General features: G+C 61.0%; 22 protein-coding genes. 15 read left to right on the forward strand and 7 right to left on the reverse strand.

What is annotated here, in order from left to right; all coding sequences use genetic code 11:
* Positions 1 to 78: 78 nt before the first annotated feature.
* The 3 genes from G7025_RS13070 to G7025_RS13080 form a co-directional block, all read right to left on the reverse strand.
* A complete protein-coding gene (locus G7025_RS13070) occupies positions 79 to 978 on the reverse strand; it encodes an acyltransferase (protein WP_181079617.1) in 900 nt (299 codons plus the stop codon).
* A complete protein-coding gene (pta, locus tag G7025_RS13075) occupies positions 979 to 3,078 on the reverse strand; it encodes a phosphate acetyltransferase (RefSeq protein ID WP_181079618.1) in 2,100 nt (699 codons plus the stop codon).
* Between the two features lie 79 nt (positions 3,079 to 3,157).
* Positions 3,158 to 3,448, reverse strand: coding sequence for a DUF3565 domain-containing protein (locus tag G7025_RS13080; protein WP_181079619.1), 291 nt, complete (start codon positions 3,446 to 3,448; stop codon positions 3,158 to 3,160).
* On the opposite strand from G7025_RS13080, the gene G7025_RS13085 reads away from it, so the two are divergent.
* Positions 3,447 to 3,932, forward strand: a complete 486-nt coding sequence (locus G7025_RS13085) for an FKBP-type peptidyl-prolyl cis-trans isomerase (protein ID WP_181079620.1) — start codon at positions 3,447 to 3,449, stop codon at positions 3,930 to 3,932. The two genes, G7025_RS13080 and G7025_RS13085, sit on opposite strands and share 2 nt — an antisense overlap.
* A 217-nt stretch (positions 3,933 to 4,149) precedes the next feature.
* Here G7025_RS13085 and rpsT read toward each other — a convergent pair whose 3' ends face one another.
* Positions 4,150 to 4,428: a 30S ribosomal protein S20 gene (gene rpsT, locus G7025_RS13090; protein ID WP_016976313.1), complete on the reverse strand. Its 279-nt coding sequence runs from the start codon at positions 4,426 to 4,428 to the stop codon at positions 4,150 to 4,152.
* Between the two features lie 252 nt (positions 4,429 to 4,680).
* Between rpsT and murJ the strand changes: the two genes are divergently transcribed.
* The 6 genes from murJ (at position 4,681) to ispH (ending at position 12,143) form a co-directional block, all read left to right on the forward strand.
* Complete coding sequence (gene murJ / locus G7025_RS13095) at positions 4,681 to 6,219, forward strand: murein biosynthesis integral membrane protein MurJ (protein WP_181079621.1); 1,539 nt, start codon at positions 4,681 to 4,683, stop codon at positions 6,217 to 6,219.
* A 119-nt stretch (positions 6,220 to 6,338) separates the two neighbouring features.
* On the forward strand, positions 6,339 to 7,277 hold the full coding sequence (gene ribF / locus G7025_RS13100; protein WP_181079622.1) for a bifunctional riboflavin kinase/FAD synthetase: 939 nt from the start codon (positions 6,339 to 6,341) through the stop codon (positions 7,275 to 7,277).
* 14 nt (positions 7,278 to 7,291) lie between these two features.
* A complete protein-coding gene (gene ileS / locus G7025_RS13105; protein WP_181079623.1) occupies positions 7,292 to 10,123 on the forward strand; it encodes an isoleucine--tRNA ligase in 2,832 nt (943 codons plus the stop codon).
* The gene (lspA, locus tag G7025_RS13110; protein ID WP_181079624.1) at positions 10,116 to 10,625 is read left to right on the forward strand and encodes a signal peptidase II; all 510 of its coding nucleotides are present in this window, start codon (positions 10,116 to 10,118) and stop codon (positions 10,623 to 10,625) included. The genes ileS and lspA overlap by 8 nt, the downstream gene beginning before the upstream one ends.
* A gap of 7 nt (positions 10,626 to 10,632) precedes the next feature.
* The gene (gene fkpB / locus G7025_RS13115; RefSeq protein ID WP_181079659.1) at positions 10,633 to 11,070 is read left to right on the forward strand and encodes an FKBP-type peptidyl-prolyl cis-trans isomerase; all 438 of its coding nucleotides are present in this window, start codon (positions 10,633 to 10,635) and stop codon (positions 11,068 to 11,070) included.
* Between the two features lie 125 nt (positions 11,071 to 11,195).
* Entirely contained in the window at positions 11,196 to 12,143 is a 948-nt protein-coding gene (ispH, locus tag G7025_RS13120) for a 4-hydroxy-3-methylbut-2-enyl diphosphate reductase (protein ID WP_181079625.1), read from the forward strand.
* Here ispH and G7025_RS13125 read toward each other — a convergent pair.
* Positions 12,097 to 12,678: a GspH/FimT family pseudopilin gene (locus tag G7025_RS13125; protein ID WP_181079626.1), complete on the reverse strand. Its 582-nt coding sequence runs from the start codon at positions 12,676 to 12,678 to the stop codon at positions 12,097 to 12,099. The two genes, ispH and G7025_RS13125, sit on opposite strands and share 47 nt — an antisense overlap.
* Positions 12,679 to 12,885: 207 nt before the next feature.
* Between G7025_RS13125 and pilV the strand changes: the two genes are divergently transcribed.
* From pilV to thiO, 5 genes are all read left to right on the forward strand, one after another.
* Complete coding sequence (gene pilV, locus G7025_RS13130; protein ID WP_181079627.1) at positions 12,886 to 13,371, forward strand: type IV pilus modification protein PilV; 486 nt, start codon at positions 12,886 to 12,888, stop codon at positions 13,369 to 13,371.
* Entirely contained in the window at positions 13,368 to 14,075 is a 708-nt protein-coding gene (locus tag G7025_RS13135; RefSeq protein WP_181079628.1) for a PilW family protein, read from the forward strand. The genes pilV and G7025_RS13135 overlap by 4 nt, the downstream gene beginning before the upstream one ends.
* 7 nt (positions 14,076 to 14,082) lie before the next feature.
* The gene (locus G7025_RS13140) at positions 14,083 to 14,613 is read left to right on the forward strand and encodes a pilus assembly PilX family protein (protein ID WP_258197675.1); all 531 of its coding nucleotides are present in this window, start codon (positions 14,083 to 14,085) and stop codon (positions 14,611 to 14,613) included.
* 12 nt (positions 14,614 to 14,625) lie between these two features.
* On the forward strand, positions 14,626 to 15,027 hold the full coding sequence (locus tag G7025_RS13145; protein WP_181079629.1) for a type IV pilin protein: 402 nt from the start codon (positions 14,626 to 14,628) through the stop codon (positions 15,025 to 15,027).
* A gap of 62 nt (positions 15,028 to 15,089) precedes the next feature.
* Positions 15,090 to 16,199: a glycine oxidase ThiO gene (thiO, locus tag G7025_RS13150; protein ID WP_181079630.1), complete on the forward strand. Its 1,110-nt coding sequence runs from the start codon at positions 15,090 to 15,092 to the stop codon at positions 16,197 to 16,199.
* On the opposite strand, the gene G7025_RS13155 is transcribed toward thiO, so the two are convergent.
* Both G7025_RS13155 and G7025_RS13160 read right to left on the reverse strand, forming a co-directional pair.
* Positions 16,186 to 16,419, reverse strand: coding sequence for a PP0621 family protein (locus G7025_RS13155; RefSeq protein WP_181079631.1), 234 nt, complete (start codon positions 16,417 to 16,419; stop codon positions 16,186 to 16,188). The two genes, thiO and G7025_RS13155, sit on opposite strands and share 14 nt — an antisense overlap.
* 127 nt (positions 16,420 to 16,546) lie before the next feature.
* Entirely contained in the window at positions 16,547 to 17,572 is a 1,026-nt protein-coding gene (locus G7025_RS13160) for an outer membrane protein assembly factor BamD (RefSeq protein WP_169867962.1), read from the reverse strand.
* A 149-nt stretch (positions 17,573 to 17,721) separates the two neighbouring features.
* Between G7025_RS13160 and rluD the strand changes: the two genes are divergently transcribed.
* The 3 genes from rluD to clpB all read left to right on the forward strand — a co-directional run bounded on the left by rluD (position 17,722) and on the right by clpB (position 22,102).
* Entirely contained in the window at positions 17,722 to 18,684 is a 963-nt protein-coding gene (gene rluD, locus G7025_RS13165) for a 23S rRNA pseudouridine(1911/1915/1917) synthase RluD (RefSeq protein ID WP_024073341.1), read from the forward strand.
* Entirely contained in the window at positions 18,681 to 19,406 is a 726-nt protein-coding gene (pgeF, locus tag G7025_RS13170; protein ID WP_181079632.1) for a peptidoglycan editing factor PgeF, read from the forward strand. Before rluD ends, pgeF begins: the two co-directional genes overlap by 4 nt.
* 131 nt (positions 19,407 to 19,537) lie before the next feature.
* Positions 19,538 to 22,102: an ATP-dependent chaperone ClpB gene (gene clpB, locus G7025_RS13175; RefSeq protein WP_181079633.1), complete on the forward strand. Its 2,565-nt coding sequence runs from the start codon at positions 19,538 to 19,540 to the stop codon at positions 22,100 to 22,102.
* Positions 22,103 to 22,391: the final 289 nt, after the last annotated feature.

Raw genomic sequence — 22,391 nt, forward strand, 5'->3', positions numbered from 1 at the left:
CACCGATAGCGATGTACCCGTGACAGAGGTACTGACTGACACACTGCTATCGAGGGCAAGCCCTCTCCCACCTTTTGATTATCGTTTGTCTGGGAAGTCTTTATGTAGCTTGTCCAGTAACGCATCCTTCTCTTCCCACAGCTGGTTGATCCACCCCTGGAACGCCAGTCGATACTCCCCATCCTGCTCATAGTTCTTGCCGATGAACTCGCGCGGGATCTGCACCTCATCAAACCGCACCACCACGTCCTTCACCTTCCCGCATAGCAAGTCCCAGTACCCAGGGCGCCCGGCGGGGTAGTGGATAGTCACGTTCACCAGCGACTTCAACTGTTCGCCCATGGCATCCAGCACAAACGCGATACCGCCGGCCTTGGGCTTGAGCAGGTAGCGAAACGGTGAATTTTGCTGCGCGTGCTTGCCCGGCGTAAACCGCGTGCCTTCGGCGAAATTGAAGATGCCCACCGGGTTGTCGCGAAACTTCGCGCAGGTCTTGCGGGTGGTTTCCAGGTCCTTGCCTTTCTTCTCCGGGTGTTTTTCCAGGTAGGCCTTGGTGTAGCGTTTCATGAAGGGAAAGCCCAACGCCCACCACGCCAGGCCAATCACCGGCACCCAGATCAACTCCTGCTTGAGGAAAAACTTGAGCGGGCGAATGCGACGATTGAGCACATATTGCAGCACCATGATGTCGACCCAACTCTGGTGATTGCTGGTCACCAGGTAGGAATGCTGGTAGTCCAGGCCTTCAAGGCCGGACACGTGCCAGCGCGTGTGCCGGACCAGGTTCATCCAGCCCTTATTGTTGGTGACCCAGGCCTCATGGGTGTGGTTCATCAGCCATTCACTGAAGCGCTTGGCAAAGGGCAGGGCCTTGAACAGCGCCACGACGAACAGGAACGAACACAGCAGAATTGTGTTCAGCGCCAGCAACAGCGATGCGATCACCCCGCGTACGGCGGCAGGCAGAAAATCCAGCATTTAGATATCCATAGGTCGGTTGGCGGCTTGGATCGCAGTCAGTGCGATGGTGTACACGATGTCGTCGACCTGGGCGCCGCGCGGCAGGTCGTTGACCGGTTTGCGCAGCCCCTGGAGCATCGGCCCCAGGCTTACGCAGTCGGCGCTGCGCTGCACCGCTTTGTGGGTGGTGTTGCCGGTGTTCAGGTCCGGGAACACGAATACCGTGGCCTTGCCGGCGACCGGGCTGTTGGGCGCCAGTTGCCGCGCCACGGTTTCGTTGGCGGCGGCGTCGTATTGCAGCGGGCCGTCGATCAACAGTGTGCTTTGCTGTTCATGGGCAAGCAGAGTGGCTTCGCGGACTTTCTCGACTTCTTCGCCGCTGGCCGAGTCGCCGCTGGAGTAACTGATCATTGCCACGCGCGGGGTAATGCCGAACGCCTGCGCCGAGTCGGCGCTCTGCAGGGCAATTTCCGCCAGTTCGGCGGCGCTGGGGTGCGGGTTCATCACGCAGTCGCCGTACACCAGCACCTGTTCGGGGAACAACATGAAGAACACCGACGACACCAACGTGCAACCCGGTGCGGTTTTAATCAACTGCAAGGCCGGGCGGATGGTATTGGCGGTGGAATGGATAACCCCGGATACCAGCCCGTCGACTTCATCCAGGGCCAGCATCATGGTCGCGATCACCACGGTATCTTCCAACTGCTGCTCGGCCATCGGCGCATTGAGGCTCTTGCTCTTGCGCAGCGCCACCATGGGCTCGACGTACCGCTCGCGGATCAGGTCCGGGTCGAGAATCTCCAGTCCTTCGGGCAATTCGATGCCTTGGGCACGGGCCACGGCTTCCACGTCCGCCGGCTTGGCCAGCAGCACGCAGCGCGCAATGCCGCGAGCCTGGCAGATGGCGGCGGCCTGCACGGTCAGCGGCTCGCTGCCTTCGGGCAGGACGATGCGCTTGTTGGCGGCCTGGGCGCGCTGGATCAACTGGTAGCGGAACACCGCCGGCGACAGGCGCATCTCCCGCGGCGTGCCGCAGCGTTGGTGCAGCCAGCGTGCATCGAGATGGCCGGCGACGAAATCGGTAATGATCTCGGCGCGCTCGCGGTCATCGATGGGAATTTCCTTGTTCAGGTTGTTGAGCAGGTTGGCGGTCTCGTAGGAGCCGGTACTCACCGACAGCACCGGCAGCCCGGCCTGGAAGGCGCCGCGGCACAGGTCCATGATGCGCGGGTCGGGCAGGGTGTCGCTGGTCAGCAGCAACCCGGCCAGGGGCACGCCGTTGATGGCGGCCAGGCTGACGGCCAGGATAATGTCGTCGCGGTCCCCGGGGGTCACCACCAGCACGCCGGGCTTGAGCAGTTCCACGGTGTTACGCATGGTGCGGGCGCAGATGATGATGCGGGTCATGCGCCGGGTTTCGTAGTCGCCGGCATTGAGGATCTGTGCGCCCATCAGGTCGGCGACGTCACGGGTGCGCGGGGCATTGAGTTCAGGCTGGTAGGGAATGCAGCCTAACAGGCGGAAATCGCCACTGCGCAGCAAGGGCGAATGTTCCTTGAGGCGCGCCGAGAAGGCTTCCATGCTTTCGTCGGTGCGCACCTTGTTGAGGATTACGCCGAGCACTTTCGGGTCTTTCGGCCCGCCGAACAGTTGGGCCTGCAGTTCCACGCGGCCGGACAGCTCGGTGAGTACTTCGTTTTCCGGGGCCGAGACCAGGATCACTTCCGCATCCAGGCTCTTGGCCAGGTGCAAGTTGACCCGTGCGGCATAGCTGGCGCTGCGGGTCGGCACCATGCCCTCGACGATGAGCACATCCTTGCCCACGGCGGCCTGCTGATACAGGGTGATGATTTCTTCCAGCAGCTCATCGAGCTGGCCGTCCCCGAGCATCCGCTCTACGTGGGCCAGGCCCAGGGGCTGTGGCGGCTTGAGGCCGTGGGTGCGCGCCACCAGCTCGGTGGAGCGTTCGGGGCCGGTATCGCCTGGGTGAGGTTGGGCAATCGGTTTGAAGAAGCCGACTTTCAGCCCGGCTCGTTCGAGGGTGCGCACCAGCCCGAGGCTGATGGAGGTCAGACCCACACCAAAATCGGTGGGCGCGATAAAAAAAGTCTGCATGCGAATTCTCTGGAGGTGCATGGCTTCGGTGGCGCTCTATGACTGAGCGCCTGCCGGGAATCAGGTGCCAAGGTTATCGCTATTCGTGGGCTTGCGCACACCAGCCGCAGGCAAAGCGCTGGCCTATTTTTTTGCTGCGTTGCAGCGGGTCGAGTACCCAGGCGCGGGATTGCCAGGGTGGCTGGTGGCGCAGGTGCTGGGTGTGGCCGCAGGACAGCTCGACAACCCATTGCTGCTCGACGTCCAGGTGGAAGCCGAGGATGCGGGAGACCGTTGGTCGGTCCCGTCCGTCCGGGTTCTGTTCGCTTTCGGGCAAATCCTTGTTTAGACTTGTCCGTTCTTCATTCTTATGCAAAAGGTCTCGCCCCATGACGATCGCCGCTAACAAGGCTGTCTCCATCGACTATACCCTGACCAACGACGCTGGTGAGGTCATCGACAGCTCAGCCGGCGGCGCGCCGCTGGTCTACCTGCAAGGCGCAGGTAACATCATTCCAGGCCTGGAAAAGGCACTGGAAGGCAAAAGCGTTGGCGATGAGCTGAACGTTGCCGTGGAGCCTGAAGATGCCTACGGCGAATACTCCGCCGAACTGGTCAGCACCCTGAGCCGCAGCATGTTCGAAGGTGTTGATGAGTTGGAAGTGGGCATGCAGTTCCACGCTTCCGCGCCGGACGGTCAAATGCAGATCGTCACAATCCGTGACCTGGACGGCGACGACGTTACCGTCGACGGCAACCATCCCCTGGCTGGCCAGCGCCTGAACTTCCAAGTGAAGATCGTTGCCATCCGCGACGCTTCCCAGGAAGAAGTGGCCCACGGTCACGTCCACGGTGAAGGCGGTCATCACCATTGATTGATGTTTTGATCAAGCGGTAGCAAAAACGCCCCGACCGGTTCGGGGCGTTTTTTTGTGCCCGAAAATACACCGCGATCAAAATGTGGGAGGACTTGCCCCTCCCACCGGTGGAACTGCGATGATTTTCAGGCACAAACAAAAATGCCCCGGACCTTTCGGTACGGGGCATTTCTTAACTGTTACGCAACCTGGGCTGCGTTGCAGTTGTTACCACTCAGGCTGCAGCAGCAACGCTCAGAGCCTTGATGTGGCCATTCAGGCGGCTCTTATGGCGAGCGGCCTTGTTCTTGTGGATGATGCCTTTATCGGCCATACGGTCGATAACCGGCACAGCCAGAACGTAGGCTGCTTGAGCTTTTTCAGCGTCTTTGGTGTCGATGGCTTTAACTACATTCTTGATGTAGGTACGAACCATGGAACGCAGGCTGGCGTTGTGGCTGCGACGCTTCTCAGCCTGTTTTGCACGTTTTTTGGCGGAAGGTGTGTTGGCCACCGTCGAGCTCCTCGAAAGACTTTTTAGGAAATAGCAAACAAAATAGGCCGCGAATCATGCCGATGACTTGATGGGTTGTCAAGGGCGGCAGATGCGAACTGCTGAGTGGTCGATCTTAAGAGGCGGGTGATTTATTTCCGGCGCTTGACCTGTAAACTCGCGAGCTTTGGCGCTGTGCTGTTGCAGGCGCGCAGTATCGCATAAGTGGGCGCACAGTTCGCCTGCTCTTTATCATAGGCGCAAACTCTTTCAATGAATCTGCTCAAATCGCTGGCTGCCGTCAGCTCTATCACGATGATTTCCCGGGTTCTGGGGTTCGTGCGTGACACCCTGCTGGCGCGCATCTTTGGCGCCAGCATGGCCACGGATGCCTTCTTTATCGCGTTCAAGTTGCCCAACCTGCTGCGGCGCATCTTCGCCGAGGGGGCGTTCTCGCAGGCGTTCGTGCCGATTCTGGCGGAGTACAAGACCCAGCAGGGCGAAGAGGCGACGCGCACCTTTATTGCCTACGTCTCGGGCCTGCTGACCCTGGTATTGATGCTGGTGACCGCCCTGGGCATGCTCGCCGCACCGTGGGTGATCTGGGCCACGGCGCCCGGCTTTGCCGACACCCCGGAAAAATTCGCGCTGACCACCGACCTGCTGCGCGTGACCTTTCCTTATATATTGCTGATTTCCCTGTCTTCCCTGGCCGGGGCCATCCTCAATACCTGGAACCGTTTCTCGGTACCGGCCTTCGTGCCAACGCTGCTTAACGTCAGCATGATCATCTTTGCGCTGTTCCTCACCCCGTACTTCGATCCGCCGGTGATGGCGCTGGGCTGGGCGGTGCTGGCCGGTGGCCTGGCGCAATTGCTTTACCAGCTGCCGCATTTGAAGAAGATCGGCATGCTCGTGCTGCCGCGCCTGAACCTCAAGGACACCGGCGTCTGGCGTGTCATGCGCAATATGTTGCCGGCCATCCTTGGCGTGTCGGTCAGTCAGATTTCCCTGATCATCAACACCGCGTTCGCTTCGTTGCTGGTATCGGGTTCAGTGTCGTGGATGTATTACGCCGATCGTCTGATGGAGTTGCCCTCCGGTGTGCTGGGCGTGGCACTCGGCACAATCCTGCTGCCGACCCTGGCGCGAACCTACGCCAACAAGGACCGCCAGGAATACTCGCGCATCCTCGATTGGGGCCTGCGCCTGTGCTTCGTGCTGGTGCTGCCGTGTTCCCTGGCGCTGGGCATTCTGGCTGAGCCGCTGACAGTCTCGCTGTTCCAATATGGTCAATTCGACGCCCATGACGCCCTGATGACCCAGCGCGCGCTGATCGCCTACTCCGTCGGCCTGCTCGGCATCATTGTGATCAAGGTGCTGGCGCCGGGCTTCTACGCCCAGCAGAACATTCGCACGCCGGTGAAAATCGCGATTTTCACGCTGATCGTCACGCAGTTGCTCAACCTGCTGTTTATCGGCCCGCTGGCCCATGCCGGTCTGGCCCTGGCGATCAGCGCGGGCGCCTGCATCAACGCCGGCCTGCTGTTCTACCAACTGCGCAAACAGCAGATGTTCCAGCCGCAGCCAGGCTGGGGGATGTTCGCGGTCAAACTGCTGGTGGCGGTGGGGATGATGTGCGCCGTGTTGCTTGGGCTGATGCACTTCATGCCCGCCTGGGACCAGGGCCATATGCTCGAACGCTTCATGCGCCTGGGCGTGCTGGTGGTCGCTGGGGTAGTGGTGTACTTCGGGATGTTATTACTGCAAGGTTTCCGGCTGCGGGATTTCAATCGCAAGTCGCTGAGTTAGAGAGTTTGCCGCGATAAAACCGGTGTTTTATCGATTCGACCCATTTGCCCTGCGCTGTTGCCTGTCGTCCGGGGCAGTGTGTGGTTATAATCGACCACTTTATGAGCAAGAAGCGCGTTATGCAGCTGGTTCGAGGTCTCCACAACCTGCGCCCCCGGCATCGGGGCTGCGTCGCCACTATTGGCAACTTTGACGGTGTTCACCGTGGCCACCAGGCTATCCTGGCCAGGCTGCGCGAGCGTGCGGTCGAGTTGGGCGTGCCCAGCTGCGTGGTGATTTTCGAGCCGCAGCCGCGGGAGTTCTTCTCCCCCGAGACCGCGCCGGCTCGCCTGGCGCGCCTGCGCGACAAACTGCAGCTGCTGGCCGAAGAAGGCGTGGACCGTGTCCTCTGCCTGGCCTTCAACCAGCGTTTGCAAAGTCTCAGCGCTGCCGAGTTCGTCGACCGCATCCTGGTCGATGGCCTGGGTGTGCAGCATCTGGAGGTCGGCGACGACTTCCGTTTCGGCTGCGACCGGGTTGGGGATTTCGACTTTCTGCAACAGGCCGGCATCCGCCAGGGCTTTACCGTCGAGGCCGCGCAAACCGTCGAGCTGGACGGCCTGCGTGTAAGCAGTACGCAGGTGCGCAATGCCCTGGCCGCCGCCGACTTCGCCTTGGCCGAGCGTTTGCTCGGTCGCCCGTTCCGCATCGCCGGGCGGGTACTGCACGGCCAGAAGCTGGCGCGCCAATTGGGCACGCCGACCGCCAACGTGCAACTCAAGCGCCGCCGTGTGCCGCTGACCGGGGTTTACCTGGTCAGCGTCGACATCGACGGTCAATCGTGGCCGGGAGTCGCCAACATAGGCGTCAGACCCACGGTTGCAGGTGATGGCAAGACCCACCTGGAAGTTCACCTTTTGGATTTTGCCGGTGATTTGTATGACCGGCGTTTGACGGTGGTTTTCCACCAGAAGCTGCGTGAAGAGCAGCGTTTCGCCTCCCTCGAGGCGTTGAAAACGGCGATCAATGCGGATGTCGCCGCCGCCCGTGCACTAGCCGCACCTAGCGCCCATCGCTAACCGAAGAGCCTTAAATGACCGACTATAAAGCCACGCTAAACCTTCCGGACACCGCCTTCCCAATGAAGGCCGGCCTGCCACAGCGCGAACCGCAGATCCTGCAGCGCTGGGACAGTATTGGCCTGTACGGAAAGTTGCGCGAAATTGGCAAGGATCGTCCGAAATTCGTCCTGCACGACGGCCCTCCTTACGCCAACGGCACGATTCACATCGGTCATGCGCTGAACAAGATCCTCAAGGACATGATCGTCCGCTCGAAAACCCTGTCGGGTTTCGACGCACCTTATGTTCCAGGTTGGGACTGCCACGGCCTGCCGATCGAGCACAAAGTCGAAGTGACCCACGGCAAGAACCTGGGCGCGGACAAGACACGCGAACTGTGCCGTGCGTATGCCACCGAACAGATCGAAGGGCAGAAGTCCGAGTTCATCCGCCTGGGTGTCCTGGGCGACTGGGCCAACCCCTACAAGACCATGGACTTCAAGAACGAGGCCGGTGAAATCCGTGCCTTGGCCGAGATCGTCAAAGGCGGTTTCGTGTTCAAGGGTCTCAAGCCCGTGAACTGGTGCTTCGACTGCGGCTCGGCCCTGGCGGAAGCTGAAGTTGAGTACGAAGACAAGAAGTCCTCGACCATCGACGTGGCCTTCCCGATCGCGGACGAGGCCAAGCTGGCCAATGCGTTCGGCCTGGCCAGCCTGGCCAAGCCGGCGGCCATCGTGATCTGGACCACCACCCCGTGGACCATCCCCGCCAACCAGGCGCTGAACGTGCACCCGGAATTCACCTACGCCCTGGTGGACGTCGGTGATCGCCTGCTGGTGCTGGCCGAGGAAATGGTCGAGGCCTGCCTGGCGCGCTACGAGCTGCAAGGTTCGGTGATTGCCACCACCACCGGTTCAGCGCTGGAGTTGATCAACTTCCGTCATCCGTTCTATGACCGTCTGTCGCCGGTGTACCTGGCCGATTACGTCGAGCTGGGTTCGGGTACGGGTGTGGTTCACTGCTCGCCTGCCTACGGCGTGGACGACTTTGTGATCTGCAAGAAGTACGGCTTGGTCAACGATGACATCATCAACCCGGTGCAAAGCAACGGCGTCTATGTGCCGTCGCTGGAGTTCTTCGGTGGCCAGTTCATCTTCAAGGCTGACAAGGCCATCATCGACAAGCTGCGCGACGTTGGCGCACTCATGCAGACCGCGACTATCCAGCACAGCTACATGCACTGCTGGCGCCACAAGACGCCGCTGATCTACCGCGCCACCGCGCAGTGGTTCATCGGCATGGACAAAGAACCGGTGGCCGGCGACACCCTGCGCAATCGTGCCCTCAAGGCCATCGAAGGCACCGGCTTTATCCCGGCCTGGGGCCAGGCGCGCTTGCACTCGATGATTGCCAACCGCCCGGACTGGTGCATCTCCCGCCAGCGCAACTGGGGCGTGCCGATCCCGTTCTTCCTGAACAAGGAAAGCGGCGAGCTGCACCCGCGCACCGTTGAACTGATGGAAGAAGTGGCCCAGCGCGTTGAACAGGAAGGCATCGAGGCCTGGTTCAAACTGGACGCCGCCGAGCTGCTGGGTGACGAAGCGCCGCTGTACGACAAGATCAGCGACACCCTCGACGTGTGGTTCGACTCCGGCACCACGCACTGGCACGTATTGCGCGGCTCGCATCCGATGGGGCATGAGACCGGCCCGCGCGCCGACCTGTACCTGGAGGGTTCGGACCAGCACCGTGGCTGGTTCCACTCCTCATTGCTGACCGGTTGCGCCATCGACGACCACGCGCCGTACCGCGAACTGCTGACCCACGGCTTCACCGTCGACGAAAACGGCCGCAAGATGTCCAAGTCCCTGGGCAACGTGATCGCGCCGCAAAAAGTCAACGACACCCTGGGTGCCGACATTATGCGTCTGTGGGTGGCGTCTACCGACTATTCCGGCGAAATGGCCGTGTCGGAGCAGATTCTGCAGCGCAGCGCCGATGCCTACCGTCGTATCCGTAATACCGCACGCTTCCTGCTGTCGAACCTGACCGGTTTCAACCCAGCCACCGATATCCTGCCGGCCGAGGACATGCTCGCCCTGGATCGTTGGGCCGTGGACCGCACCCTGCTGCTGCAGCGCGAGTTGCAGGAACATTACGGCGAATACCGCTTCTGGAACGTCTACTCCAAGATCCACAACTTCTGCGTGCAGGAGCTGGGCGGTTTCTACCTCGACATCATCAAGGACCGCCAGTACACCACCGGCGCCAACAGCAAGGCGCGCCGTTCGGCGCAGACCGCGCTGTACCACATCTCTGAAGCGCTGGTGCGCTGGATCGCGCCGATCCTGGCCTTCACCGCCGACGAACTGTGGGGGTATCTGCCGGGCGAGCGTAACGAGTCCGTGATGCTCAACACCTGGTACGAAGGGCTGACAGAACTGCCGGCTGACTTCGAATTGGGCCGTGAGTACTGGGAAGGCGTGATGGCGGTCAAGGTTGCGGTGAACAAGGAGCTGGAGGTTCAGCGCGCGGCCAAGGCCGTCGGTGGCAACCTGCAGGCCGAAGTCACGCTGTTTGCCGAAGAAGGCCTGAGCGCCGATCTGGCCAAGTTGAGCAACGAGCTGCGTTTCGTGTTGATCACTTCCACCGCCAGCCTGGCGCCGTTCGCCCAGGCTCCGGCGGATGCCGTGGCTACCGAAGTGCCTGGCTTGAAGCTCAAAGTGGTCAAGTCGGCCTTCGCCAAGTGCGCCCGTTGCTGGCACTGCCGTGAAGATGTCGGCGTGAACCCCGAGCATCCGGAAATCTGCGGTCGCTGCGTCGACAATATCAGCGGTGCCGGTGAGGTTCGCCACTATGCCTAACGCCGGCCGTTTCGGACGTCTGGGTTGGCTCGTATTGAGTCTGCTGGTGCTGGTCATCGACCAGGTCAGCAAGGCTCACTTCGAAGGCTCCCTGGAAATGTTCCAGCAAATCGTAGTGATCCCTGACTACTTCAGCTGGACCCTGGCCTACAACACTGGCGCGGCGTTCAGCTTCCTCGCCGACAGCGGCGGATGGCAGCGTTGGCTGTTCGCCCTGATCGCGGTGGTGGTCAGTGCGGTGCTGGTGGTCTGGCTCAAGCGCCTGGGCCGCGATGACACTTGGTTGGCCGTGGCCTTGGCCCTGGTGTTGGGTGGCGCGTTGGGTAACCTGTACGACCGTATTGCCCTGGGCCATGTGATCGACTTCATCCTGGTGCACTGGCAGAACCGCCACTATTTCCCGGCGTTCAACTTCGCCGACAGCGCGATCACCGTCGGTGCAATCATGCTGGCGCTGGATATGTTCAAAAGTAAGAAAACCGGAGAGACCGTCAATGACTGAACAGGTATTGGCTGAGCAACGCATCGGCCAGAACACGGAAGTCACTTTGCATTTCGCACTGCGCCTGGAAAACGGCGATACGGTCGACAGCACGTTCGACAAGGCTCCGGCGACCTTCAAGGTCGGCGACGGTAACCTGCTGCCGGGTTTCGAAGCCGCCTTGTTCGGTTTCAAGGCCGGCGACAAGCGTACCCTGCAGATCCAGCCGGAAAACGCGTTTGGCCAGCCCAATCCGCAGAATGTGCAGATCATCCCGCGTTCGCAGTTCCAGGACATGGAGCTGTCTGAAGGCCTGCTGGTGATTTTCAACGATGCGGCGAATACCGAGTTGCCAGGCGTGGTCAAGACGTTCGATGACGCGCAAGTGACCATCGACTTCAACCACCCGTTGGCCGGTAAAACCTTGACGTTCGATGTGGAAATCATCGACGTTAAAGCACTTTGATCAACGCCCCGATTTAAATACGGGAGCGGGCTGGTGTGGGAGCGGGCAAGCCCCCTCCCAACTTTGATCTTCATTGACAGTTCAGTAGCGTCAACTCTGACCAAGCGCCAGGCACGAGGCACAGCATGCAAATCAAACTCGCCAACCCCCGTGGCTTCTGCGCCGGCGTGGACCGGGCGATCGAAATCGTCAACCGCGCTCTGGAAGTCTTCGGGCCACCGATTTATGTGCGTCACGAAGTCGTGCACAACAAGTTCGTGGTCGAAGATCTTCGCGCCCGCGGCGCGATCTTCGTCGAGGAACTCGACCAGGTGCCGGACGACGTTATCGTTATCTTCAGCGCCCATGGCGTTTCCCAGGCCGTGCGCAGCGAAGCGGCGGGCCGAGGCCTGAAAGTCTTCGATGCCACCTGCCCACTTGTCACCAAAGTTCATATCGAAGTGGCGCGTTACAGCCGCGACGGCCGCGAATGCATTCTGATCGGCCATGCCGGCCACCCCGAAGTTGAAGGCACCATGGGCCAGTATGACGCCGGCAACGGTGGCGCCATCTACCTGGTCGAAGACGAGAAGGACGTGGCCAACCTGCAGGTGCGCAATCCGGAGCGTCTGGCGTTCGTGACCCAGACCACCTTGTCCATGGACGACACCAGCCGCGTCATCGACGCCCTGCGCACGCGCTTTCCGGCGATCGGCGGGCCGCGCAAGGACGACATCTGCTACGCCACGCAAAATCGCCAGGATGCGGTCAAGCAATTGGCCGATGAGTGCGACGTTGTCCTGGTGGTTGGCAGCCCGAACAGCTCCAACTCCAATCGCCTGCGTGAGTTGGCCGAGCGCATGGCCACCCCGGCGTACCTGATCGACGGTGCCGAAGACCTGCAGCGCGATTGGTTCGATGGCATTGAGCGTATCGGCATCACGGCGGGTGCTTCAGCCCCGGAAGTGCTGGTGCGTGGCGTTATCCAGCAATTGCACGCGTGGGGTGCGACCGGCGCCGATGAGCTGGCCGGGCGTGAGGAAAACATTACTTTCTCCATGCCCAAGGAACTGCGGGTTCGCTCGCTGCTCTGAGCGCGAGGTTGCCCGAGTAACCGCGGCACAAGGCCTGTTCGGCCTTATCGCTGCGCAGGCTGATGCGCCCGCTGGGCGCCAGCACTATCTGGTGCAGGCTGAGGGCGTTTTGCGTGTCGCACACATGCACGGTGCCGGCGCGAAACCCTCCCCCCGAAAATACCGGTTCGCCCAGCCCGCTGAAGCGTACCTGGTTCTTCAACGGCCCGTTGCCTACAAGCGGTATGCGTCCGTTGTCCTGACGCTCCAGCAGGATCGGGTTGTCATCGTCCAGATGGCCGCGCCCGCTCACGTCGACAATGATCCGCCAACCGTGGCTCCAATCGCTGTTCAGGGCATGAATGACCACCGGTCGATTGCGTGCGATGGCCTCGGCGCGTGCGAAGCGCAGTCCGTTCGCCAATGAGTGTGCTGCGCCTTGCCGCTGCTGTGATTCCAGCAGGTGCTTGAAACCGGGTACGGTGATGTGAGCCAGAATACCGCTCACGATCAGCCCGAGCAGCAATTCGATCAGGGTGAATCCTCGTTGTTTCATGGGCTGTCCCTCCGTGGACGCGGCTGAATATGTCAGGTGCAGACCAAGGTATAGCGCCTGGGGCTCGGCCTTGGATGATGGCCTTTATGTCCAAAGTATTTCCCTTTGTTCCTGGCGCGGCACGGGCGAAAAGCTGGCGCTAGTCTTGGGTCGCACAGCAGGTTTTTGCCTGCTCTCTTTCGACCCTCGACACGGATGACGATGGTGATGCTCGCTTATTCCAACGCTTATTTTTTTGTTGCATTACCTCGGCACCAAGCCGGCACGACACTGATCGAGGTCCTGGTAGCGGTACTGATTCTTGGCGTTGGCCTGCTGGGCGCGGCGGTTATCCAACTCAACGCGTTGAAGTCCACCGACAGTTCGAGAATGACCAGCCAGGCCAGCTTTATTGCCTACGATATGCTCGACCGAATCCGTGCCAACGCCGGTGCCGACTACGCGTGGGGCCGTGCCGCGCGGGCCCCGGCCAGTGTTGCCGGCGCGAGCGTGCGCGACCTCGACCTGCACGATTTCGAGGCCAATATCCTGGGGTTCGCCGGGGAGAGCGGCGCAGGGGCGGTGGTCGTCAATGCTCATGACGTGACTGTCAGTATCAGTTGGGATGACAGCCGAGGCAGCGGCATCGCCGGCACGCGCGAAACCTTCACGTTGACCAGTCGCCTCGACGCCGATGTGGAGGGCATGCGATGAACCCGTTCATTCGCGGTTTCAGCCTGGTGGAATTGCTGCTGGCCATGACGCTGGGCTGGGTGCTGGTGGCTGGCGTCAGCCAGGTTGCAATCTCTTCCCGAATGACACACGCCAGCCAACAGGCAGCGATGTTGTTGCAGGACGATGCGCGGTTCGCACTCGGCAAGATGGTTCAGGATATTCGCCAGGTCGGCATGTTCGGTTGCCTGGCCAGCGCTGGCATCGAGCACGCTCCACCGGCCTTTGATCGGCCGGTAAGCTGGAGCGCCGTTGCAGGTTCCAGATCGCTGACCCTGGTTACCGCCAGCGTAGGTGACGGCGCCGGCAGGCCGGACTGGACGGTGCTCTCCGACTGTACGGGCACCGCCCAGGCTTATGCCGGGCATTCACCTGTTCCCGGCCCTGGGCAGATGCGTTTCGCGGTACGCCAACTCACCTACACCTACGAAGCGGGTCAATTGAAGGTCAGTACGCCGGCCGCGCCAGCCAAGGCGGTGCTGGTGGATAACGTGCGGGCGTTCGAGATCAGTTTCGGCGTGGCCGCCGACCCGGCATCGACGCAGGTGGCTCGTTACGACGCCAGCCCGGCCGACGACTCGTTGATACGCAGCGTGCGTATTCAAATGACGCTGCAGGACCCGACCGCTCGCGTCAAGGATCAAACGTACAGTGTCGTTGCGGCGCTGCGTAATCGTCTGGGGTAGGGCGACCATGGAACGCACCGCAAGTATTCATCTTCGCCAGGCAGGCATGGTGCTGCTGTTCAGCCTGGTTTTCCTGCTGCTGTTATCGCTGATCGGCCTTTCCTCGATGCAAGCGGTGGTGGCCCAGCAAAAAATGGCCGCCAGCTTCTGGCATCGCAACCAGTCGCTGCAAAGCGCCGAGAGCGGCTTGAGGTTTGGAGAGTGGAGCATACGGCGCAGCGGCGTGGGGTTGCCACCGTGTACTTCGCCGGTCACCTGCGTCCCGCCGGAAGAGGCGTTAACAGTCATGAATGCTGGGACGCACCCGGTTTCGGCGATTACCTGGGTCGCGATTAAGGGCGGTCTTTATGGCGTTCAGTCATTGGGTACTGGGGTGGGGATCGTGCATTTACCGGCGCTGACACCGGCCGCGCTCTATCGCGTGACGGCAGTGGGCCTCAATGGTCAGTCGCGCACCGTGCTGGAAAGCGTGTATGCACGGGGGGATGGGGAGGGCGGCTCACGATTTCGGCGGGTGTCCTGGCGGCAACTTCAATAAGGAGCAAATGCAATGGGCAAGGAAAGCCGAGGTTTTACCCTGATTGAGCTGCTGGTCGGCGTGGTGCTCATCGCGCTGCTGGCCGGGATTGCGTACCCCGGTTACGCCGGCCATGTGAGAAAAGCCTACCGTGCGCAGATCGTCGCCTTACTGACTGAGCAGGCACACGAGCTGGAGCGTTTTTATACCAGGAACGGCACTTTTATTGATGCAGGCGGCGTCAGTGCCGGTAATGATCGCTATAGAATCACCGTCGTATTGAACCCTCAGGATTTCCATCTGCTGGCTACGCCTGTGGCTGACTCGCTCATGGTCGGCGACGCTTGCGGCGAATTCAGCCTGACCAGCACCGGCGCGAGGAGCAATCCAGGTGCGCAGCCGGAGATGTCGCGCCAGGCGTGCTGGGGGCAATGATGCAAATGCTGGATGATTGGGCGCCGGGTGCGCTTGTTCCTATTTATCGGCTGGATCAAATGATGGCTAAGCAACAGCGGGTAGTGATTGTCGGTGGCGGAGTCATCGGCTTGTTGACGGCGTTCAACCTGGCGAACCAGGGCCAGGCGGTGGTGCTGCTGGAGCGCGCCGGCGTAGGGCAGGAGTCTTCATGGGCAGGCGGCGGCATTGTTTCGCCGCTGTATCCGTGGCGCTACAGCCCGGCGGTCACGGCGTTGGCCCATTGGTCGCAGGATTTCTACCCGCAATTGGCCGAACGCCTGTTTGACGCGACGGGCGTCGACCCGCAGGTTCACATCACCGGCTTGTACTGGCTCGATCTGGACGACGAGGCTGAGGCCCTGGACTGGGCCGCGCGGGAGGGGCGCCCGCTGAGCAAGGTGGATGTATCGGCCGCCCATGATGCCGTCCCCGTGTTGGGCGACGGGTATTCCCAGGCGCTGTACATGGCCGATGTGGCCAACGTGCGTAACCCGCGCCTGGTCAAATCCCTCAAGGCCGCACTGCTGGCGTTGCCTGGCGTGACGGTTCGCGAACACTGCGAGGTTGCCGGTTTTGTCGTGGAGCACGGTCGCGTAGTGGGTGTTAATACAGCTGATGGTCCGATCCTTGGGGATACGGTAGTACTGGCGGCCGGGGCATGGAGCGGGGAACTGCTGGGTACGTTGGGCTTGTCGCTGCCGGTTGAGCCGGTCAAGGGCCAGATGATTCTGTACAAGTGTGCTTCGGACTTCCTGTCCTGCATGGTCCTGGCCAAGGGCCGTTATGCAATTCCGCGACGGGATGGGCATATTCTCATCGGCAGCACCCTGGAACACGAAGGCTTTAATAAGGCGCCTACCGACACTGCGCTGCAAAGCCTTAAAGCTTCCGCCGTCGAGCTGATCCCCGCGTTGGCGGACGCTGAAGTGGTAGGGCACTGGGCCGGCTTGCGGCCCGGCTCGCCGGAAGGCATTCCCTTTATTGGCCAGGTTCCGAATTTCGAGGGGCTGTGGCTCAACTGCGGGCATTACCGCAATGGCCTGGTGTTGGCGCCAGCCTCCTGCCAGCTATTTACCGACTTGTTGCTGGGGCGAACGCCGATTATCGACCCGGCGCCTTATGCACCCGAAGGCCGGCTCAACGCTGGATAGACTTCGGCCCCTGTTCCAGGTGCGCTTGGGTGCAATACCACTCCTGGCGCAGGCTCAGGGCTCGATCCTGCGGCACATGCACGCCGCAGTGGGCGCAGCGCACCATCAGCGCTGCATTCGGCTCGCTGGCGCGCTGCTGCCTGGCGGCCGGGCTTTTGAACTTGCGCCAGAACCATACTGCGGCAGCAATGACGGCGATCCAGAACAGAAGACGAAGCATGATGGGCAGTTTCTCTACAGGGAATGCGCCAGTTTAGCCAAGGACGTGGCAAGCGCACAGAGCAATAATGCCGGCCCATGAAAAAGGGAGCTCCGAAGAGCTCCCTTTTTTGCGTTACGCCGACGGGTCAGTCGAAGACGCCGAAGGTCATGTAGCTGAACCACGAGCGGTCCTGGTTGTTGCCCAGGGCCTGCGGTTCTTCCTCTTCGATCACGTCGCCGTTCTCGTCGTGGGGCTTGAGGTCCGAAGGAATGGCGTCCTTGGCGTCCTGGAACTGCTTGATCACATCCTGGTTGGCTCGGGTTTCGCCCGGCGGCAGCGGTGGACGGGATTCGATCAGGCCCAGGGTGTACTTGCTCAGCCACGAGCGGTTGTCGGCTTCGGCAACCTGGGGCACGAACTGGCCGTCCTTCAGGCTCGGGTGATCCGGATAGTTAAGCTTGAGGGTTTCAAGGCTGGTAGTGGCCAGTTCATCCAGGTGCAGGCGCTGGTAGGCCTCGGTCATCACAGCCAGGCCATCACCCACGGATGGGGTTTCCTGGAAGTTCTCCACCACATAGCGGCCGCGGTTGGCGGCAGCGACGTACGCCTGACGGGTCAGGTAGTAGTGAGCGACATGGATCTCGTAGGACGCCAACAGGTTGCGCAGGTAGATCATGCGCTGCTTGGCGTCCGGCGCGTAGCGGCTGTTGGGGTAACGGCTGGTCAGTTGGGCGAACTCGTTGTACGAGTCGCGCGCCGCGCCCGGGTCGCGTTTGGTCATGTCCAGCGGCAGGAAGCGCGCCAGCAGGCCCACGTCCTGGTCGAACGAGGTCAGGCCCTTCATGTAGTAGGCGTAGTCCACGTTCGGGTGCTGCGGGTGCAGACGGATGAAACGCTCGGCGGCGGACTTGGCGGCTTCCGGCTCGGCGTTCTTGTAGTTGGCGTAGATCAGCTCGAGTTGGGCCTGGTCAGCGTAGCGCCCGAACGGATAGCGCGACTCCAGTGCCTTCAGCTTGGCTGTGGCGCTGGTGTAGCTATTATTGTCCAAGTCTTTCTGAGCCTGTTGGTACAGCTCGACTTCGCTCAGGTTTTCGTCGACGACTTCCTTTGTTGACGAGCAAGCAGCAGTCATGGCGAGGATGGCGATCAGCAGCAGGTGTTTCACTTGCATGGCGGCTTGCGTCCCTATGACGGCCGCTGTCTTGGGCGGGGCCGTCCTGTTATGATGAGCGCCCCGTTGAAAGCCTCGGGGCAAAAGACGCCGTATTTAACCACAAGCGCGCAGCCGAAACCAAAGGCTGTGCCACGCCTAGTCTGAGCATGTCCGATAAAATTGAACTTCGCGCAGAGGTGCCGTCCGAATTGGGCGGCCAACGCCTCGATCAAGTCGCCGCACAATTATTCGCTGAGCACTCGCGCTCGCGCCTTTCCGCCTGGATCAAAGACGGCCGCCTGACTGTGGATGGAGCGGTTATCCGCCCGCGAGACATAGTCCATGGCGGCGCGATTCTTGAGCTGACCGCCGAGCAGGAAGCCCAGGGAGAGTGGGTCGCCCAGGACATCGAGCTGGATATCGTCTATGAAGACGACGACATCCTGGTCATCAACAAACCCGCAGGCCTGGTGGTACACCCGGCGGCAGGGCACGCTGATGGCACTTTGCTCAATGCCCTGCTGCACCACGTACCGGACATCATCAATGTGCCGCGCTGCGGCATCGTGCACCGACTGGACAAGGACACCACCGGCTTGATGGTGGTCGCCAAGACCATCCAGGCCCAGACTCAATTGGTCACCCAGTTGCAGAGTCGCAGCGTCAGCCGGATCTACGAGTGCATCGTGATCGGCGTGGTGGTGGCCGGTGGCAAGATCAACGCCCCTATCGGCCGCCACGGCCAGCAGCGCCAGCGTATGGCGGTGATGGAAGGTGGTAAGCAGGCCGTGAGCCACTACCGTGTGCTGGAGCGTTTTCGGTCCCACACCCATGTGCGGGTCAAGCTGGAAACCGGTCGCACCCACCAGATTCGTGTGCATATGGCGCATATCAACTTCCCGTTGGTCGGTGATCCGGCCTACGGCGGTCGCTTCCGCATTCCGCCGGCGGCCAGCGCGACCATGGTTGAATCGCTCAAGTCCTTCCCTCGTCAGGCGCTGCATGCACGGTTCCTGGAACTGGATCATCCGACGAGCGGTAAGCGCATGAGCTGGGAATCGCCGCTGCCGGACGATCTGGTGTGGTTGCTGTCGCTGCTCAAGCAGGACCGCGAGGCATTTATCGGATGAATGACTGGCTGATGCCTGACTGGCCCGCGCCGGCTCAGGTCAAGGCCTGCGTCACCACCCGTGCGGGCGGCGTCAGTCTGGCGCCGTTCGACAGCCTCAATCTGGGCGATCATGTCGAGGACAGCCTGGAGGCGGTCCTGGAAAATCGCCGGCGTCTCTCCCAAACCTTCGATATCCAGCCAGCCTGGCTGCGTCAGGTCCACGGCGTGAACGTGGTCGAAGCCGATCCCGGCCGTACTGTCGAGGCCGACGCCAGTTGGACCGGCACGCCAGGTATCGCGTGCACATCAATGACCGCCGATTGTCTGCCGGCCCTGTTCTGTAACCGCGCCGGAACGCGCGTGGCCGCCGCCCATGCCGGTTGGCGCGGCCTGGCGGCCGGCGTGCTGGAGGCGACGGTTGATAGCCTGTGCGTCGAGCCTGCCGATGTATTGGTCTGGCTGGGCCCGTCGATTGGCCCGCAGGCGTTTGAAGTCGGGCCGGAGGTGCGTGAAGTGTTCATGCAACAACTGCCGGCGACCGCCCAGGCGTTCACGCCGAGCCGCAATCCCGGCAAGTTCATGGCCGACATCTATCAACTCGCGCGCCTGCGCCTGGCTGTGCGGGGCATCAAGGCGGTCTATGGTGGCGGTTTGTGCACCGTCACCGATCCGCGCTTCTTCTCTTATCGTCGCAGTCCTCGTACGGGTCGATTCGCCTCCCTTATCTGGCTTGAGCGCTAGACTCTCCTGATCTACGTCAACTGCCGGCTGCTTGAATCTCCCAGAATCGACCACATCTATAAGGGTATCTGGCAGGTTTCTTCATTCAGGATGTGTTTATAGATCCGGCCTGCTCAAAAGGAAGGTGACTAATGCGTATTGATCGTTTAACCAGCAAATTGCAGTTGGCCTTATCGGACTCTCAATCCTTGGCGGTGGGCCTCGACCACCCGGCCATTGAGCCTGCGCACTTGATGCAGGCGCTCCTGGAACAGCAAGGTGGTTCCATCAAGCCCTTGCTGATGCAGGTGGGCTTTGACGTCAACAGCCTGCGCAAGGAGTTGAGCAAAGAGCTCGACCAACTGCCGAAAATCCAGAACCCGACGGGCGACGTGAACATGTCCCAGGACCTGGCGCGCCTGTTGAACCAGGCCGATCGTCTGGCTCAGCAAAAAGGTGACCAGTTCATCTCCAGTGAACTGGTGCTACTCGCCGCGATGGATGAGAACAGCAAACTGGGCAAGTTGTTGCTGGGCCAGGGTGTCAGCAAGAAAGCCCTGGAAAATGCCATCAACAACCTGCGCGGCGGCGATGCGGTAAACGACCCTAATCATGAGGAGTCGCGCCAAGCCCTGGACAAATACACCGTCGACCTGACCAAGCGCGCCGAAGACGGCAAGCTCGACCCGGTGATCGGTCGTGACGACGAAATTCGTCGCACCATCCAGGTCCTGCAGCGTCGCACCAAGAACAACCCGGTGCTGATCGGTGAACCTGGCGTGGGTAAAACCGCGATTGCCGAGGGGCTGGCCCAGCGCATCATCAATGGTGAAGTGCCGGACGGCCTCAAAGGCAAGCGCCTGTTGTCCCTGGACATGGGGGCGCTGATTGCCGGTGCCAAGTTTCGCGGTGAGTTCGAAGAACGCCTCAAATCCCTGCTGAACGAGCTATCCAAGCAGGAAGGGCAGATCATTCTGTTTATCGACGAACTGCACACCATGGTCGGCGCCGGTAAAGGCGAGGGCTCCATGGATGCGGGCAATATGCTCAAGCCGGCATTGGCCCGCGGCGAATTGCACTGCGTGGGCGCCACGACGCTCAACGAGTACCGCCAGTACATAGAAAAGGATGCCGCCCTTGAGCGGCGCTTCCAGAAAGTGCTGGTGGAAGAGCCGAGCGAAGAAGACACGATCGCGATTTTGCGTGGCCTGAAAGAGCGTTATGAGGTTCACCACAAGGTGGCGATTACCGATGGCGCGATTATAGCGGCGGCCAAATTGAGCCATCGCTATATCACGGACCGCCAGTTGCCCGACAAGGCGATTGACTTGATCGACGAAGCGGCCAGCCGTATTCGTATGGAGATCGACTCCAAGCCGGAAGTGCTCGACCGTCTGGATCGGCGCTTGATTCAACTGAAGGTCGAATCCCAGGCCCTCAAGAAGGAAGAGGACGACGCGGCGAAGAAACGCCTGGAAAAACTCCAGGAAGAAATCGTGCGCCTGGAGCGTGAGTACTCGGACCTCGAAGAAATCTGGACCTCGGAGAAAGCCGAAGTGCAGGGCTCTGCGCAGATCCAGCAAAAGATCGAGCAGTCCCGCCAGGAACTGGAAGCGGCGCGCCGTAAAGGCGACCTGAACCGCATGGCCGAGTTGCAGTACGGGGTTATCCCCGACCTGGAGCGCAGCCTGCAGATGGTCGACCAGCATGGCCATAGCGAGAACCAGTTGTTGCGCAGCAAAGTGACCGAGGAAGAAATTGCCGAGGTCGTCTCCAAGTGGACCGGCATTCCTGTGTCGAAGATGCTGGAAGGCGAGCGCGACAAGCTGATGAAAATGGAAAGCCTGTTGCATCAGCGCGTTATCGGCCAGGAAGAGGCGGTGGTGGCGGTGTCCAACGCGGTGCGGCGTTCGCGTGCGGGGTTGTCCGACCCGAACCGTCCAAGCGGCTCGTTCATGTTCCTCGGGCCGACCGGTGTGGGTAAGACCGAGCTGTGCAAGGCCCTGGCTGAGTTCCTCTTCGATACCGAAGAGGCCATGGTGCGGATCGATATGTCCGAATTCATGGAGAAGCACTCGGTCGCGCGCTTGATCGGTGCGCCACCAGGCTATGTGGGCTATGAAGAGGGCGGTTACCTGACCGAAGCTGTGCGGCGCAAGCCTTACTCGGTCATCCTGCTGGATGAGGTCGAGAAGGCCCACCCGGATGTGTTCAACATCCTGCTGCAGGTGCTGGAGGATGGCCGTTTGACCGACAGCCATGGGCGTACGGTGGACTTCCGCAACACGGTGATCGTGATGACGTCCAACCTGGGCTCGACACAGATCCAGGAACTGGTCGGCGATCGCGAGGCGCAACGCGCGGCGGTGATGGATGCGTTGACCTCACACTTCCGCCCGGAATTTATCAACCGGGTCGATGAAGTGGTGATCTTCGAGCCCTTGGCGCGGGATCAGATCGCAGGCATCACCGAGATTCAGTTGGGTCGCCTGCGTGGTCGCCTGGCCGAGCGCGAGCTGTCTCTGGACTTGAGCAGCGAAGCGTTGGACAAGCTGATCGCAGTGGGCTACGACCCGGTGTATGGCGCACGGCCTCTGAAACGTGCGATCCAGCGCTGGATCGAAAACCCGCTGGCGCAGTTGATCCTCTCGGGCAGTTTCATGCCGGGAACCAGCGTCACGGCCAGCGTGGAAAACGACGAAATCGTGTTCCACTGAGGCCTGGTCGCCGGTTGAGAAGGGAAGGCCCCGCATTGCGGGGCCTTTTTTTTCGCTAGGGCGTTGAACTGTAAGGCAAAGGCTTGTAAAGTGCGCCCCGCAGCAACGTCAGCCCACGGGTTTCTTCTCCCCAAGAGGAAATCAGAAACAAGCGCAAATCATTGTCTTAAAAGCAATTTAAAGGGTTGACAGGGGTTTTTAAGATTGTAGAATAGCGCGCCTCAGAGACACGAACGTAGCGATACGCAAGGGTCGAAGAGGAAGTAAAAAGCAGTAAGTTGTACGTTTG

The sequence above is a fragment of the Pseudomonas lurida genome (genome assembly GCF_013522705.1).
Lineage (GTDB): Bacteria > Pseudomonadota > Gammaproteobacteria > Pseudomonadales > Pseudomonadaceae > Aquipseudomonas > Aquipseudomonas quebecensis.